At 69.0% G+C, this 16,655-nt stretch carries 10 protein-coding genes; 5 read left to right on the forward strand and 5 right to left on the reverse strand.

Going from position 1 to position 16,655, the window contains the following annotated elements:
- Window positions 1-17 precede the first annotated feature (17 nt).
- The 4 genes from eccCa to STRTU_RS30085 all read right to left on the reverse strand — a co-directional run bounded on the left by eccCa (window position 18) and on the right by STRTU_RS30085 (window position 7,123).
- Window positions 18-3,992 (reverse strand): type VII secretion protein EccCa, encoded by a 3,975-nt coding sequence (gene eccCa / locus STRTU_RS30070; RefSeq protein ID WP_159748027.1) that lies wholly within the window; start codon window positions 3,990-3,992, stop codon window positions 18-20.
- A gap of 36 nt (window positions 3,993-4,028) precedes the next feature.
- Window positions 4,029-5,270, reverse strand: a complete 1,242-nt coding sequence (locus STRTU_RS30075) for a MinD/ParA family ATP-binding protein (protein ID WP_159748029.1) — start codon at window positions 5,268-5,270, stop codon at window positions 4,029-4,031.
- A gap of 60 nt (window positions 5,271-5,330) precedes the next feature.
- A complete protein-coding gene (eccD, locus tag STRTU_RS30080; protein ID WP_159748031.1) occupies window positions 5,331-6,686 on the reverse strand; it encodes a type VII secretion integral membrane protein EccD in 1,356 nt (451 codons plus the stop codon).
- A gap of 158 nt (window positions 6,687-6,844) precedes the next feature.
- A complete protein-coding gene (locus tag STRTU_RS30085) occupies window positions 6,845-7,123 on the reverse strand; it encodes a hypothetical protein (RefSeq protein ID WP_159748033.1) in 279 nt (92 codons plus the stop codon).
- Between the two features lie 1,246 nt (window positions 7,124-8,369).
- Here STRTU_RS30085 and casA point away from each other — a divergent pair.
- From casA to cas6e, 5 genes are all read left to right on the forward strand, one after another.
- Window positions 8,370-10,082, forward strand: a complete 1,713-nt coding sequence (casA, locus tag STRTU_RS30090; RefSeq protein WP_246241492.1) for a type I-E CRISPR-associated protein Cse1/CasA — start codon at window positions 8,370-8,372, stop codon at window positions 10,080-10,082.
- A 90-nt stretch (window positions 10,083-10,172) separates the two neighbouring features.
- Window positions 10,173-10,805, forward strand: a complete 633-nt coding sequence (gene casB, locus STRTU_RS30095; RefSeq protein ID WP_159748037.1) for a type I-E CRISPR-associated protein Cse2/CasB — start codon at window positions 10,173-10,175, stop codon at window positions 10,803-10,805.
- A gap of 59 nt (window positions 10,806-10,864) precedes the next feature.
- Window positions 10,865-12,016 (forward strand): type I-E CRISPR-associated protein Cas7/Cse4/CasC, encoded by a 1,152-nt coding sequence (gene cas7e / locus STRTU_RS30100; RefSeq protein WP_246241493.1) that lies wholly within the window; start codon window positions 10,865-10,867, stop codon window positions 12,014-12,016.
- Window positions 12,013-12,876 carry a type I-E CRISPR-associated protein Cas5/CasD gene (gene cas5e, locus STRTU_RS30105; RefSeq protein WP_159748039.1) on the forward strand — a complete coding sequence of 288 codons (864 nt, stop codon included), beginning with the start codon at window positions 12,013-12,015 and terminating at the stop codon, window positions 12,874-12,876. The genes cas7e and cas5e overlap by 4 nt, the downstream gene beginning before the upstream one ends.
- Window positions 12,877-12,881: 5 nt before the next feature.
- On the forward strand, window positions 12,882-13,703 hold the full coding sequence (cas6e, locus tag STRTU_RS30110; protein WP_167539306.1) for a type I-E CRISPR-associated protein Cas6/Cse3/CasE: 822 nt from the start codon (window positions 12,882-12,884) through the stop codon (window positions 13,701-13,703).
- Here cas6e and cas3 read toward each other — a convergent pair.
- Entirely contained in the window at window positions 13,663-16,635 is a 2,973-nt protein-coding gene (gene cas3 / locus STRTU_RS30115; protein WP_246241494.1) for a CRISPR-associated helicase Cas3', read from the reverse strand. The two genes, cas6e and cas3, sit on opposite strands and share 41 nt — an antisense overlap.
- Window positions 16,636-16,655 lie beyond the last annotated feature (20 nt).

Below are 16,655 nucleotides of genomic sequence, written 5' to 3' on the forward strand. Positions count from 1 at the left end.
GAGAGCCCGCTTGCGCGTCACCTCGGGGCGTGCACGGTTTGGATCAGGCGGTTGAGCTGGCCTCTGCGGATGAGGACGCCGCGGCCCGGTGGCTGCTGGGAGGCGTAGACACCGGGGAAGAGCTGGCCCTCGCCGCGGTCGCCCGCCATGAGCAGTGCGGAGGACCCCGACTCGCGCAGGCCCTGGACCAGGGGCTCGTAGATGCCGCGTGAGGCGCCTGCGACACGGCGTGTCAGGACGAAGTGCAGGCCGATGTCGACCGCGGAGGGGACGTAGGGGAGGAAGGGGGCAAGCGGTTCCTGGCCGGCGGTGGTGAGCACGTCGTAGTCGTCGACGAGGACCACGATCCGCGGGCCGCCACCCCAGCTGCCGGGCTCCAGGTCCTCTAGGCGCGCGCCGTCATCGGGCAACCGCTGCTCCAGCACGGTGGCGATACCGGCGGCCAGGCCCGCGCACAGCTTGGCGTTGTAGGCGTAGCCGCCGTTGAACTCTTCGGGGATGGCGCCGCGCAGACTGCGCCGGGGGTCCATGACGGCGAAGACCAGCTCGTCCTCGCCGTAGCGCTCGATGAGGCCACTGGCGATTGCCTTGAGGAGGTTCGTCTTGCCGCATTCGCTGTCGCCCAGGACGAGTAGGTGCTGGTCGTGCTGGAAGAGGTCGAGGACGACGGGTTCGAGGGCTGTCTGGTCCAGACCGATGGGGACTCGCTTTGGTTCTGCGACCGGGCCGGGCAGGAGGTGGGGCTCCAGCAGGTGTGGCAGCACCTTTACCGCCTGGGCGACCTCGCCGCTCCAGGTGGCGCGAATCGTGCGGGCCGTCCGCTCCAGAACAGCGCCGAGGTCCGTGGCGTCGGCCAGACCGTCAGTGCGGGGGAGTGCGACCTGTGCGAAGAGTTTGCCGTCGGTCAGGACACGTCCGGGCTCGTCGGACGAGAGGGTTTCGGCGAGTTTGTTGTCGATGCTGGATTCGCCGGGGTCGTTGAGCCGCAGCTCGATACGGGTGCCGAAGTTCGACTGGACGGCGATGCGTACGTCGTTCCAGCGGAGCATGCCCGCAACGACGTGGATGCCGTAACCGCCGCCGCGTTTGAGGATGTCGGCGACGGCATCGTCCAGCTCCTCGAAGTCCTCGCGCAGCGCGCCGAAGCTGTCGATGACGAGCACGATCTCGGCGGAGGCCAGCTGAGGGAGCCGGCCCGCCGCGTGCAGGTCGCGCAGCTGCTCGACGGAGTCGATGCCGTGTTCGCGGAAGAGGCCCTCCCTGGCCGCGAGCATGGTTCGTACCTCGTCGACGGTGCGGGCCACCCGCTCACGGTCGACGCGGCCTGCGACACCACCTACGTGAGGCAGACCCGACAGGGCCGCCAGGCCGCCGCCCACCAGGTCGAGGCCGTAGACGCCGACTTCCTGCGCAGTGTGGGTCAGCGCCAGTGAAAGGACGAGGGTGCGCAGGAGCGTGGTCTTGCCGGACTGCGGGCCGCCGATGACGGCGGCGTGGCCGCCCGCCACCGTCAGGTCCAGGTACCACTGGCCCTGCCACTGCTTGGCCGGATCGTCGAGCACACCGAGCGGTATCTCAAGCGGCCCACGTCGCCTGGCGAGCTGCATGCCGCGCGGGCCGACGTCGAGTGGTCCGGCGACCGTGTCCAGCGCGATCGCGTCGGGCAGCGGGGGCAGCCAGATGCGGCGCACCGGACCTGCGGCGTTGGCCAGCTGCTCGACCATGACGCCCAGCTCGGTCGGCCCCATTTCACGGCGCCGCACCGCAGGCTCGTCGGTGCCCGAATCCTCCGCACCCGTCATGGTGTTGAAGGTGTCGTAGGGGAGGGCGAGGGGCCCGGTGTCCTCTTCCTCCTGGCGCTGCACCGGGCCGCGGTACGCGCCGGAGACATAGCTCGCCTTGAAACGGTCGTAGTGGCTGGTGTCGACCTTGAGGTAACCGAATCCGGGCAGCGGCGGCAGGTGGAAGGCGTCTGCGGTGTCCAGGACCGTACGGGATTCGTCCGCGGAGAAGGTGCGCAGGCCGAGCCGGTAGGAGAGGTAGGTGTCCAGGCCCTTGAGATGGCCGCCCTCGATGCGCTGGCTGGACAGCAGCAGGTGCACGCCAATGGAGCGGCCGATGCGGCCGATGGACAGAAACAGGTCGATGAAGTCAGGCTTGCCGGTGAGCAGTTCACCGAATTCGTCGATGACCACGAACAGGTGCGGCAGAGCCTCCAGGTCGGGCTGCTGATGGGCGCGCAGCGCGGCGTAGTCACCGATGTCGGCGATGTTGCCCGCGTCCTTGAGGACCTGCTGGCGGCGCTTGACCTCACCGGCGAGCGAGGCGTGGACGCGTTCAACGAGGCCCGCCTGGTTCTCCAGGTTGGTGATGACACCGGCCACGTGCGGCAGGTCCGCGAACGGGGCGAACGTCGCACCACCCTTGTAGTCGACGAGGACCAGGGCGAGGTCCTCAGGCGGGTGCGTGGCCACCAGGGCGAGGACGATAGTGCGCAGGAGTTCCGACTTTCCCGAGCCGGTCGCCCCGACGCACAGGCCGTGCGGACCCATGCCGAGCTCGGAGGACTCCTTCAGGTCCAACAGCACCGGCTCGTGGGCATCGTTAATGCCGATCGGTACGCGCAGGAAGGCACGTTCGCCGCGCGGCGCCCACAGATGTGAGACGTCGAGCTGTGCCACGTCGTCGACGCCGAGCAGCTCGGCGAAGTCGACGGGCCCGGTCAGGGGGGCGTCGCTGAGCGATTCGGCTGACAGGCGCAGTGGCGCCAGCATCCGGGCCAGGCCCTCGGCGAACGGGATGCCGGCCTCGTCCACGGTGCCGTGGGCACTCACCGGTTCCTGCGCGCGCAGGTCCTCGATCACCACCTGATCGCCGTCCACGGTGATCCGGACCCCGACCTGCCCCGGCTCTTGGACCCGCTGATCGAGCAGGTGCAGGACGGTGACGCCCATCTCCCGCAAGCCGACCGCCTCGTCGGGCTGCGGGAGGTCGACGGCATCCATGCCGTGTCCGTCGGCGACGACCAGCAGCCGGGACGTCATGGACAGGGCGTCGTTGCCGGACAGGCCGCGGCGCACCTCGGCCGCATAAGAGGCGCGACGGCGCAGTTCGGGGCCGAGCTGCCGGGCGAGCTGGGGCACGGAGGGGGCGATACGGCGAGCGGCGACGGGCCCGTCGTACTGCTCGGTGTCGAGCAGATGCGGCATCCATTTCGCCCACTCCCAGTCGGCGAGCCGGTCACCGGGCACGGCGAGCGCCATCGCCACATCGTCCGGGGCGTGCAGGGCGGAGGCCTGGACGAGCAGGGCCCGCGCCACGCGCAGGCAGTCCTCGCGGGGGCCGATCACGCTGACGTTGCCCACGCGGTCGAGCGGGACGGTGAGCGGGAGTTCGGTGCCGGTACGGAAGCGGGACATCAGCGCCGACGCCTCGTTGAGCATGAACCGGTCGGGCGGAGTCAGGACCGACGAGCCCTGCTGAGCGATCTGCAGATCGCGTACGGGCATCTCGCCGGTGCCGACCCGCACGCGCAGAAAGTCGCCGTCGACGCGACGGCGCTCCCAGAGGCGAGCCGGATCGCGCACGATGTCGTACAGGGCGGGCGGCGGCGGGTTGAGAACACCGGCGCGTTCGCGCCTCTGGCGCTCCTCGGCAGAGAGCTCTTCGCGCAGATCCTCCAGATAGGCCAGATACGCCTCGCGCTGGGTGCGCCGGGTGCGCTGCGCCTTGCCACGCTGCGAGAAGACCAGCGCGACCGAGCCGATGACGGTGACGACGAGGATGATCGCCCCGAGCCCGGCGAACTGGCTATTGCGCACCACCGTCATCATCACCACGGACGACATGACGCCGGCGACGGGCAGCAGCGACATCGCGATGTTGCCCGCCTTCCCCTCGGGGAGGTTGGGCGGGGCCTCGATGGTGCGCGCCTCGGAGGCGGCCGTGGGCCGGGTGGTCCTGGCCGGGCGGTGTATCAGTCGGGTACTCATCGTCGTCCGTCATTCACGATCGGGCTCGGCATCTGGTCAGTGACGCTGCTGGGAGAGGGAGAGCTGGAAGACGTCCGCGGCGAGGCGGGCTGCGGCTTCCCTTGTCGGGTGAGCAAGCAACTCGGTATGGACTCGGCCACCGGCTGCCAAATGCCGGTCATACGGCAGAACCTGGACACTTACTCCCGTGGACTTGAGCTCCCGGGCCGCCTGGTCGAGGTCGAGTCCCGAGTGCGGTACCAATTCGGTGAGCACGACGACCGTGCCGGCGATCACCTGACGGGGCAGCTTCTGCATCCACTGGAGCACCGAGTACGTACTGGTGATGCCTTCCGGCGTGGCGGGTGCGGTCAGGACGCGCCCATGGGCGGCGGCGAGTGCAACACGGGCAACTTCGGCGGGCAGTGTCTCGCAGTCGATGACCATCACACCGAAGTAGCGGCGCAGCGCGACCACGGCCCGCTCGTACGCCCGGCTGTCCAGCATGACGCCGATCTGGCCCTGGCTCGCGGGCAGCAACCAGGCGTTGTCGGGGAGCTGGACGAGATAGCCGGTGACGTCGAGCAGGGACATGTCCGGCTTGACGAGGTCGGCGATATCGCTGGTGGTCCAGCGCAGCGACTCGGCACCGAGGCGCACCGGCAGGGAGCCGAGCGCCGGATCGGCCTCCAGGAAGAGGACCGGGTCCTGCCGGTAGTGCGCGTACGTGGTGCCGAGCAGCGCGGCGACGGTGGACTTGCCGGACCCACCGCGGATCGAAGTGACGGCGATCTGTCGGCCGGTCGTCACGGGCTGCTGCAGCACCGCAGCGGTGCGGGTGATCTCGGCGACCTCGCGCGCGGCTGACGAGGACAGCGTATGGCGCAGCGCACGTGCGGCACGCGCCGCGAAGGACTCGCCGTGCCGCGGCTTGCTGCGTAGCGCGTAGGCCAGGCCCTCGTCCACCACAAGCCGCGAGCCGGGACCGCTCCGGGGCCGGGGGCCCGGGGCGTACGCGGCCGGCACCTGCTGTTCCTGCTGTTGTTCCTGGTACCCGGCCTGCTGCGGCCGGCCGCCTGGATGACCCGCGTGCCGTTCCTGCCCCTCGTGCGGGGAGTCGGCCTGCCGTGGCGTGCCACCGCCATGGGCGGCGCCCGGCGCCTGGATGCCCTGCGCAGGCAGTGTGTGGCCCGGCGCGGAAGCGTGGTACACCTGCCCGCCGGTGCCCTGTGCCCCCTGCTCGCCGCCGCCCCTCAGGTCCCGCAGCACATCACCCTGCCAGCCGTCTCCGCTCGGCATACCTGCTAACCCCCCACTCTGCTGCCCCGCCCGCAGCGCCAGCACATCCACTCAGAATTGTCAGAACTGGTTGAGCAGCTGCCCGTACACACCGAACACACCAAAGGCGAGCGGGAAGAGCCCCACCATGCCAATGGACTCGACCAGATCGCCCATGCGCCGTAGCCGCACCTGCACATGCTCGGGTACCTGCACCGCCAAAACGACCAACGGCAGCACCGCAGCCACACACAGCACAGCCAGCGGCCCGACACCCCCCGCATGCTCCATCCACCACGTCACCAGGCGCACCACCAGGCACGACGCAGCAGCGAAGAGCGCAACAACTTCAACGACCAGCGGGAACGCTCGCGCCCTCGACACCAGCACCACGACAATGAGCGACGCCAGCACCACGCTCCATGCGGTCGGCTTCTCGGCCAGCGTGAGCAGCCAGCCGGCGGAGGCTGCCGAAATTGCAGTGACGATCGTCGAAAGGGCAAGGCCGCGGTGCGTCGCCGCAAGCGCGGTACCTACCTGGTGACGGCTGACAGAGGCACCGCCCGAGCGGCGGTCATCGAGCGCGGTGAGCCCTGACGCCATCAGCGCAAGCCGCGGCAGCACTCCGAGCACCACCAAAGAAAAGACAGCCATAACGGCACCGAGCCGGGCCGGATCACCCTGAACAGCGGCCGTCGTCTCCCACGCAATGGCGATCGCGGACGTGGCTACCGCACCAACGAGCCCACCCTTACCCAGCGGAGAGAAGTAGCCAAGGAACACAAGCGTCACGACCAGCGCACCCGCCACGGCAGCGAACCGCGCGGTGCCCGGCCAGCCGAACGCATCGGCAGCCGTCCACGCCGTGAGAACACCAAGCCCGCCGGCGGCGAGCAGGAGCGCGGTCGCCAGTCCCCGGTTCCCCCGCCCGATCTTGGCGACGAGCGCACCGGCCGCCAGGAGCACAAGCGATACAGCTGACAAAGCACCGACCAGGGCGCCAAGCTGGAACTCACGGCGGGCGAGCAGCGCGGCGACCACGGCGAAGACGACCGTCGCCACACCCGCACTGGCTCGGCGCGCAGCAGGACGCCAGCGCCAAGACCGCAGATCGAGGTCGTCAGCCACCTGATCGGTAACGTCGTGCACAACGGGAGCCGGCGGCGCAGAATGCGTCGTCACCAGCCGGAGCACGGCGCCGTCGGCTACCCCGGCCGACGCCAGCGTGCTGTCGTACGGCAGGACAGAACCGTCGGCCGTAATCAACTGCCGGGCTACGGGCCGCGATGCGGGCCGATCGCCCAGCAACGGCAGGACATCCGGGATCAGTTGCCCTATCGGCGTATCGGAGAGCAGGACGACATCGGCCCGGCGTCGCTCGCCGACCAACGTCACTCGGCTCAGTTGCGTCCGGGAACTCGCTGCTCTGCTCACCACTTACCGGAACCTACCATCGCGGGGTTGACGAACTCTTTGGCCAAACGGGACGTGCTTCCACCCTGGCTCTGCGTCAGGGAAACTTCTTCTGCACGGTCAGCTCTTCGCGCATCCCCCGGGAATGTCGCAAACTCTGTCCGAATCCGATCCGTGGGCTTCTAGGGGGTCGCCGACCTTGTCGGCTGCCCGTACTGCTGCATCTGACGCTGCTGCTTCTCCTGCTCAGCCTTCTGTGTGGCCAGCGTGTGCTGAAGAAACGACCACCCCACGCACCCCGCACACAGGACAGCCGTGATCGCGATGCCCGCGAAGACCTTCCCCAGCCGCTCGTCCGCCGTGCGACGTCCCCGCTGGGAACCGAACAACAGGGCGTCCCGCATCCTGCGGCGGCGTACCGCCACCGACTCCAGCAGCTGACTGTCGTAATCCCGCGCCATTTCCTCGTCCGTCGCTTCAAATCGCTTGCCGCACTCGCCATGGTCGATGAACCCTCGGCCATGGGGGCCATACGCCGGCCGTTACTCCGAAACCTTCATGCATGATGGCGCACTTCTGCGCCTGCCGTCGTCCGGCTGGCTCGTCGAGCACCGCCATGCTCTCGGCCGACGCGGTGCATGGCGGCCGACTCCAGATCTTCAGCGACCAGCCAGCACATGTCCCGATCGTTCGGTGGACACGAGCGTCGAAGCGTGCTCCTTGAGCCCGATTCCGGGCAGTGGGACCGGGTACCCGGGAGGCCATCCCGGTGAGAGCAGACAGCACGTGTACGTGTGGGAGAAGCTTGCAGTTTCGTTTGGAATATCGGGCTGACCAGAGGAAGATGCCTGCGATGTGGAGTCCGGCCAGGGGGCGCAGGGCGAGACCTCGGGGCGTTTGTGGCCATGATGTCGTCAGTGGAAGCGGCGACGATGCTCGCGGCGGGCGTGGGGAGCAGCCCACTCTGCCGCCAGGGATCAACCCCGCGTGCGCGGGGAGCAGAGCCAGGCCCAGGCCCTGGCGTACGGCCTGATGGGACCAACCCCGCGGGTGCGGGGAGCAGCGATCGCCGCGCTGCGGTCCGTCGTCTACCGCGGGACCAACCCCGCGGGTGCGGGGAGCAGTCCAGGGCGGTGACGGCAACGAGCCGCTTGGCGGGACCAACCCCGCGGGTGGGCGGAGCAGAGCGCGAAGACCATCGAAGCGGGGGCTGAGGCGGGACCAACCCCGCGGGTGCGGGGAGCAGGCGATCGCGATGATCGGCATCGCCAGGATGACGGGACCAACCCCGCGGGTGCGGGGAGCAGCGCGTCGGCCGGTTCCTGGACTGCCACGCGACGGGACCAACCCCGTGGGTGCGGGGAGCAGCTTCGGACCACCTGGGCATCGCCGACAAGGAGGGGACCAACCCTGCGGGTGCGGGGAGCAGGCGATCCCCGCCTCGGTGGCTCCCTCCGTGGCGTGGATCAACCCCGCATGCGCGGGGACCACACGAGGGCCTTCGGCAGCCACCGCATGGGGTAGGGACCAACCCCGCATGCGCGGGGACCACGCACGGAGCAGGCTCTGTACAAGGCGGGCGAGGGGACCAACCCCGCGGGTGCGGGGAACATTTTGGCATTTGGAGACGGGACTGGGGGCTGCTGTGTAACGATGCCTCTCGCGTCTTATGGCGTAGATGCATGGGGGGAAGCCTAGTTGTGTAATTTGCTGGACGACGCGTGGCTGTCCGCACGCTCCTCGAACAGTGTTGTGGGGGAGGGGCACCGAGGGCTTGGTGCCTTCGAAGAGGTCGGTGTACGACGGCTCCTTCTGGGGGCCGAGCGGTTCCAGGACATCGCTGTCGAACTGCCGACCCAGAAGCCTGCAATTTTCCGGCAGTTGTTGCTGCCCATCGTCGTGGATGCTCTGGGACGGCCGCGGGATGCCGCTGAGTGGGTTGCGATGTTCAAGGCCGGGGCCTTCTCTCCTGAGCAGTGCGACAAGCTCAATGCTTACCTTGACGGTCACCGTCACCTGTTCGACCTCTTCGGCAAGGACGCGCCCTTCGCACAGGTAGCGGGGCTGCGTACCGCCAGAGACGAGACCAAGGGGTCGGCGCTTCTGGTGGCGACGGCTGCCACGGGCAACAACGTGCCGCTGTTCTCGTCCCGTTCGGAGGGCGACTCTCTGGAGCTGACCCCGGCGCAGGCTGCACGATGGCTGCTGCACACCCACTGTTGGGACACCGCCGCCATCAAGACAGGTGCAGTGGGCGATCCGCGGGTGAAGGCGGGAAAGACGACGGGGAATCCGGTCGGTCCGCTGGGGCAATTGGGCGTCGTTATGCCCAAGGGGCGTACCGTCTACGAAACTCTTCTGCTCAACATTCCCTTCGGGCAGCCGCTGCTGTCCGATGACCTTCCCCAGTGGAGGCGTCGCGAGCCGGATAGCAGGGGCGAAGGGACGCTGTCCTGTGCCACACCGGCTTGGCAGGCCCGCGCGTCTCGTGGGCTGTTGGACGTATGGACCTGGCAGTCGCGTCGTATCCGGCTGGTTCCGGAGGAGACCCCGAGTGGGCTGCGGGTCACGCAGGTCGTTGTGGCAGCGGGGGACCGACTGGACAGCACGCCCGATCACGAACCCCATACTGCCTGGATCGTCGACAGTGCCGCTACCCGTGGCAAGAAGAGCGGCAAGGGGAAGGTCGTCTCTCCTGTTCGTCCTCGACGACATCAGCTGGGGCGTGCTGCTTGGCGAGGTCTGAACGCATTGCTGGCGGTTGATCGTGCGGGGGAGCAGATCGATGCGACGGACGTTCGTGCAGGCTTCCACACCAGCGTTCTGCTGAGCCGCATCGGTGCGGTCAGGGAGCGGCTGCCCCAGGAGTACCCGCTCCAGGTAGAGCTGACAGGTATCGCCTACGGCACTCAGTCCTCGGTCGTCGAGGATGTCTTCTTCGACGAGATTCCCCTGCCGTTGACTGCACTGAACCCGGACGGCATCGTCTGCGGCTCGCTTCTGGAGGCCCTGAGCCAGGCGGAAGGTCTCGCCGGCGCGGTCAACAATCTCTCCGCTGATCTGCGGCGGGCGGCCGGCACCGAACCGATCCCCTGGGACAAGGGGCAACGCCCCGGGGACACCTTGCTGCACGCCCTTGATCCGCTGGTACGGCGGCTGCTGGTCGGCCTGCGCACGATCGGTGAGGACTTCGAACAGTCCGAGCGTGGATTGACGGCGTGGGAGCAAAAGGCCGGGCGGGAGACTTGGAAGGTGGCTGAACAGGTGCTCTCCACAGCCGCCCCCGGACTCTTCAGCGGCAGGACCGTGACGAAGGACGGCAAGGAACGCGTCTATCAGCTCAGTCGTGCCGAGCGTCACTTCCTGGACCGGATGGATGAGATCCTCACCCGCCGCGCGGCTCTGCGGAAGTCCGCCTGAGCGGTAGTGCAGGCCCCCCTCTTCCACCCGTCCCGTCACCGCACCACACATGACCGATCGGCTGCCCGACGAAAGTGAAGGGGGACTGCCGTGTCTGCCACACCCGAGACCGGCCCCAGCAGCACCACCGAACCCACGGCGTCCACGCTCGTCCGCCGCTACTGGAGCCAGTACGTACGGAACGACGGGACCTGGCGCATCGATCCCAAGAACGGGGCGCTCGCCAAGGCCCCCGGCGAAGATCTCGCCGCCCTGCGGTCCGGACTGGGGCAGCCGGCCGGCACGGTCCCCGCGCTCTGGCCCTTCTACACCAGCCACACGGACGGACAGGTGACGCCGGAGCTGGAAGCCGAACACGCGGCGCTATCGCTCTATGGCCTGCATCAGCAGAGCCAGGCCCACCCCATGCACAAGCGGGGTGTCGGGCTGGGGGCGGCCCTGCGCGACCTACGTCACGACGACCGGTTCAGTACGGAAGCCGTGGACCGCCGGGTCGCAGCCACGGTGAACACGACCTCTGTGCCGACCCTGGTGTATCGGCTGCGGGGCCTGATCACCCAACTCCGGTCGGTCAAAGTGCCCTTGGATTACGACCAGTTGCTTCAGGACATCAAGAACTGGCACTACCCCGAGTCGCGTCGACGGGTCCGCCGCACCTGGGGGCTGGCGTATCACTCCTGGAATGCCCGCCCGGTCAAGCCGTCCCCTGACAACGTCTCCTAGTGCTCTTACCACAGCGCCACCGTGCCCGTCCGCAGATCGAAACACCGGAGGACTTCATAGTGCTCACCGAGCCCCGCGCCTACATCGACGTCCACATCCTTCAGACCGTGCCCCCGGCCAACCTCAACCGCGATGATCAGGGCAACCCCAAGGAGGCGTACTACGGCGGTGTGCGACGGTCCCGCGTCTCGTCGCAAGCGTGGAAGCGGGCCACCCGCCTCCATTTCACCGAGCGCATGCCCGAACAGGACCTGGCGACCCGCACCAGGCGCATCAGCAGCGCGCTCGCCGGCCTGATCGGCGCCGACAGCGACCTGCCCGCCGAGTCCTCGTCCCGATTGGCGAGCGCTCTGCTGGCGCCCTTGAAGATCAGCGCCGGAAAGAAGGAAGGGGACACCGCCTACCTGTTCTTCTACGGCCGCCGGCAACTCAGCGCTGTAGCCGACCTTGTCCGTGGCCGTGCAGCCGAACTGGCCGCCCTGGACGACGCGGAGCTGGCAGCCGAGATCGACCAGCTGCCGGTGCAGGAGAAGTTCAGCACCGGACATCCGATGGACGTCGCCCTCTTCGGGCGCATGGTGGCCGACGTTCCCGCACTGAAGGTCGACGCCGCCACCCAGGTCGCCCACGCCTTGTCCACCCATGCCGTCGAGTTGGAATTCGACTACTTCACGGCCGTCGACGACGAGACCATGAAGGAGCAGGAAACCGGCGCCGGCATGATCGGCACCATCGGCTTCAACTCCGCCACTCTCTACCGCTACGCCTCCGTCAGCCTCCACAAGCTCCTGCACAACCTCACCGACGAGGAGGCAGCGGTCACCGCCGTTGAGGAGTTCGTCACCTCCTTCGCCCGCTCCATGCCCACCGGTTACGGCAACTCCTTCGGCCACCGCACCTTGCCCAGCTTGGTCGCTGTCGTCGTACGCACAGACCAGCCGGTCAACCTCGTTTCCGCCTTCGAGGAGCCGGTCGGGGCCCACTCCGGAATCGCCGCGGAGTCCGCCCGGCGCCTGGCGCGCGAGTACGCCACCGCCACCAGCGTCTGGGGCGACACCCCCGCGTTCACCGCCCTGTGCCACACCTTCGAATCCTCCGGGAAGATCGCGGAGCAGCTCAAGGACACCTTCGCTGAGCCCGTGGCGTTCCCGAAGCTGCTGGCCGGCCTGCGCGCCCACCTCACCGACACGGTCAAGCGAGCCACCCGATGACCACCCCTCCGCCGGCAACGCCCGCCCCTCAAGGGACGACCACCGAGGCCGTACTCCTGCTCCGCCTGGCCGGCCCCCTGCAGTCATGGGGCTCTCGCAGCGCCTTCAACCGACGCGAAACCAACCCGGAGCCCACCAAATCTGGTGTGATCGGCCTGCTCGCGGCGGCTGCCGGAATGGCTCGTGAGGACCCGCTCGACGAGCTGACGCCGCTGAGCCTGGGCGTGCGCGTCGACCAGCCCGGAACGCTGCTGCGGGACTACCACACCGTCAGCGACTTCCGGGACCGGCCACTGCTCCAGGCCGGAGTCTCGGCCAAGGGCCTCCAGAAGCCCACCTCCCCGGCCAAGTACACCCACGTGACCACTCGCTACTACCTCCAGGACGCGGTCTTCGTCGCGGCTGTCGCTGGCCCCCGTGACCTGTTGTGCACCCTGGACCAGGCCGTCCGGGCCCCCTCCTTCCCCCTTGCCCTCGGCCGCCGCTCCTGCCCTCCCACCCAGCCGCTCGCCCTCGGCCTGCGGGAAGGACGCCTGGAACACGTTCTGCGGAAGGAGCCCTGGCAGGCCTCCCGGCGCGCCCGTGAGCAGTACGCCGCCCAGTGCGGACGGGAGCAGGAGCTGGACCGGCCGCTGTACCCGGCGTGCATCGACCGTTCGGTCACCATTGAGGACCCAGAAGGTGACGACGTCCTGCACGATGCCCCGGTCTCGTTCGACCCGTACGCCCGCAGCTTCACCAGCCGACGGGTACGGCACGGCTGGCTGAGCATCCCCACCGGGTTCCCCCGGCCCGACACCACCGACGACGGCGCGGACGAAGCCGCCGGACACGACCCCTTCGCCCTGCTGGGCTGGTGACCGCCATGACCTACCTCTCCCGTATCCGCATCAACCCCCTTCGCGCCGAAAGCCGTCGTCTGCTGGCCAACCCGCGTGCCATGCGCGGTGCCGTCATGGGGGGCATCCCCGATGCCCCCCAGGGCGACCGCGTGCTGTGGCGGCTGGACGCCGACAACCCCCGTCGCCCACACCTGTTCGTGCTCACTTCCGCCAAGCCCGACTGGACCCATATCGTCGAAAAGGCCGGCTGGCCGGACGCCGACGGAGAACATGCCGCCGTCCGCGACTACGCCCCGCTCCTCGACCAGATCGCCGTCGGCCGGGAGTTCGCATTCCGCTTGACCGCCAGCCCCGTACAGAACACCGCGGCGCCGATGAGCCCCACGCCCACGCAGGCGGCCCGCCTCGCCGCTGCCGCTGACAGCGACAGCAAACGGGTACGCGGCTTCAGGCTGGGCCATAGCACTGCGAGCGCGCAGCTGAACTGGTTCCTGACCCGCACCGCCCGATGGGGCTTCGACGTCCCCACAGCCCGTACCGACGCCCCGGCCCCCGGCCTCGCCGACAGCCGGACCGCTGACGACGCGCGCAACACCGAGGTAGGGACGGAGGACGCCGGCCCGGCACGCGACATCCGTATCACCGCAAGCCGTCGGCACTCCTTCGTCAAGAACGGGAAAGGCCCCCGCGTCACCATTCAGAGCGCCACTTTCGAAGGGCGCCTTCAGGTAACCGACCCCGCTGCCTTCGTCACGCGCCTGTTGGAGGGCATCGGCCCTTCGAAGGCATACGGCTGCGGCCTGCTCACCCTCGCACCACTGCGGAGCCGGACGACTCTGCAGTGACCGCGCCCTCGTCAATGATTCCGAGCACCGGGTCGTAGCGCAGCCGCCGCCCCGAAACCGAAGCGGTGCGGTCCGCCCCGAGGACAAGAGCCCTGCGGTATTTCAACCGTTCGTGCCCAACCCAGCCGGGTAGGACGGACAGCTCCACAGCCGCTTCCGACGAGCAGGTCGCGGGCAGCTTCACCGTGTCGGCGAGGACCTCGTCAATGAGGTCGTTGTCGGGGACGGCACCGTCCTCTGCCAGAGCGCTCCCCGACAGCGTCAGGTACCTCGCACCGTCGTGGATGACGAGGACGGCCTCCGCCCCGGGATCCCCGTCACGGACCAGGGCGGTCATCCCGGCATCGCCCTTTACGGGAGGCACGGCGACGTAATGGAGATCGGCCAGCGTCGTTGCCTCTCTGTCGCCGCGCCGTGTCAGTAGGTGGTGGGAGGCGTTCCCGATGCGTTCCCGTCGCTCGGCCTCCTCCTGCCGCCGGGCCGCGTCGGTGTCGTCCCGCCAGGCCTCCGGAACCTCGTCGTCGCCGCCGTAACCGGCCGCCACCAGCGCAGGAATATCCCCCGGGAGGCTCCAGCCGCCCGACTGCCCGGCGGCCGTGAAGACCAGGGCCGCCGTGTGCAGGAGCAGATGGCGGCCGTAGAGGGCCTGTGAGCGGGCGGGAAACCTCGGAGCGCCACGGCCGAGCGGATCCGCGTCGGTGCCGTCCCGGCCAGGTAGGGCGCTCCCGGGGGCCCAACCCGTGACGATCACCCGAGGCCGGGCCAATCGGCCGGGGCGGTGCATCCGGTCGCCGCGGTGCAGCCGGCCCATCCGCTGCAGCAGCGCATCGATCGGGGCCATGTCGGTGATCAGAACGTCCACATCGACATCGAATGCCTGCTCGGCGACCTGGGTGGCCACCACGATCATCTGAGGCCGGACCGCCGCGGTGCCGGTCGGCCACGGGGCGAGCCGGTGCAGACATTCCGCCGTGCGATCGGCACGCGTCCCGAGCGGAAGCTGCTCGTGCAGCAGCACCACCTGGTCGCCGAAGCGCTCACGCAATACGGTGCACAGCGCCTGGGCCCGTTCGACGGTGTTGCGGATGACCAGAGCGCATCCGCCGTGCGTCAGCTCCTCGCCGAGCAGGTCGGCGACCGCTGCGTCGGCGGCCGTATCGGCTGCCCGGTGCTCCTCGGGATCTGCACCCCCCTCGGGAACGGCCTCCGGCAGGAGGACAACGTCGACGGGCCGATCCGTGCGCCAACTGTCACAGACCGACACGCCGGAACGGTGGCCGGTGCCGTCCGGTGCGTTCCACACGACGGTGGCGGAAGGGTACCCCTGAGGGTGGCGGAGGTCGTCCGCCGTGAACTCCTCACATCCCAAGGCCCCGGCCAGATAGGCGTCGACAAGTGCCTGGCGCTGCGGTGCCGGCAGCGTCGCCGACAGCAGCACCACCGGTACGCCTGCCTGGCCGAACCAGCGCAGGCCCTCAAGGAGAAACTGCGAGGTGTAGACATCGGTGGCGTGCACCTCGTCGAGTACGACGACCTTCCCCACCAGCCCCGCCATCCGGAGCATCACGAACTTGGTGCGGGTTGTCGCGTACAGCAGCTGATCGACCGGGCCCACCACGAAGGGGCACAGCAGCCCGCGCGCGTAGCCGAAGAACCATTCGGCCGGTACGCGCGCCACCGGCCCGCCGCCCCCGGAACCGTGCGGATCGTCGCTCGCCTGCTCGCCGTGCCTCTCGTCCTCGTCGCATTCGCCGACGGCGGCGAGCCTGACCCCCCGTGGCTCGCTCAGCAGGGCGCTCCACTCCTTGTTGAAGGTCCGCTTGCCGTGGAGCAGCGCGACCCGATCGGCCAGCTTCCCGTCGATCCGGCTCACCCACTCTCTGACCTTCCCGAACATGGGGTCGTCGGTGGACCACTCCGGCATGCCGACGAACACGCCGTCCGCGCCGAACTTCGCGGCCAGGATCTCCGCCGCCATCAGGGCGGCCCTGGTCTTCCCCTCGCCCATCGGCGCCTCGATGACCATCAGGCCGGGAGCCGCCATTTGCCGCGCCGTTTCCATCGCCAGCTCCTGTGAGGGACGCGGCTCGCACCCGAACCGCTTCGCGAAGGCGTCCGGTGGCGGCTCTGGCAGCTCTCCCCATCCGCCCTGCAGGCCGAGCTTCTCCCATGCCGCAGCTGCCCGTTGCCGTGCACCCTGGAAGCTCACGTCGGCCAACGCGTCGATCCCCCGGAAGCCGGCCCCGCTGGCGATCCAGTCCGTCATCACGATGAGCCCGCTCAACTGGAGTTGGACAGCACGCGTCGGCACCACCGCGGGGGCGGGAGCGGTGAGAGCACCCAGTCCCAGTTCCCCGGAAAGACGCTGGACGAGGGTGAGTCGTACCTCAGCCCAGCGTTCGTCACCCTCCAACTGCCCGCGTGCCTTACGGTCCGGCTTCAGCGCGCTCTCGACTGAGAAGAACCCGTGATGCCCTGCAACAAGGGGCCACACCCAGTCGATGTGCTCCTCGGGCCACCCGGCCGCCGACAGCAGCCGCTGCAGCAGATAACCTCCGGCTCGTCCGTGATGCCATGCGAACCGTCCGGCGGTCGGCTCGTGCCACCGCAGCCCGGCCGCTCGTACGGCCTCCGCCTCTCGTGGCCACCGGTGTTGGAAGGCCGGCGTGGCCTTTCCGTAGTCGTGCATCCCGCAGAGCCAGATGAACAACCCCCGGCCCCGGCCCTGGCCACCGGCTGTCTCGTCCAGCAACCGCCGGGTGGACGGCGCCAGATAGCGCTCCCACATGACGTCGGCGATGGCTGCCGCGTCGAGCATGTGCGACAGCAGGAGATTCATCGTCCCTTCGGCATACTCGGGTGTCTTTCCCACCAGAGCGCCCAGCGCCGCGTGAAGGTCCAGGCTGTCGTCCGGGCCCGGAATGCCGGCCATACTCCCCCTCTTCGCCTCGT

Source organism: Streptomyces tubercidicus (genome assembly GCF_027497495.1).
GTDB lineage: Bacteria > Actinomycetota > Actinomycetes > Streptomycetales > Streptomycetaceae > Streptomyces > Streptomyces tubercidicus.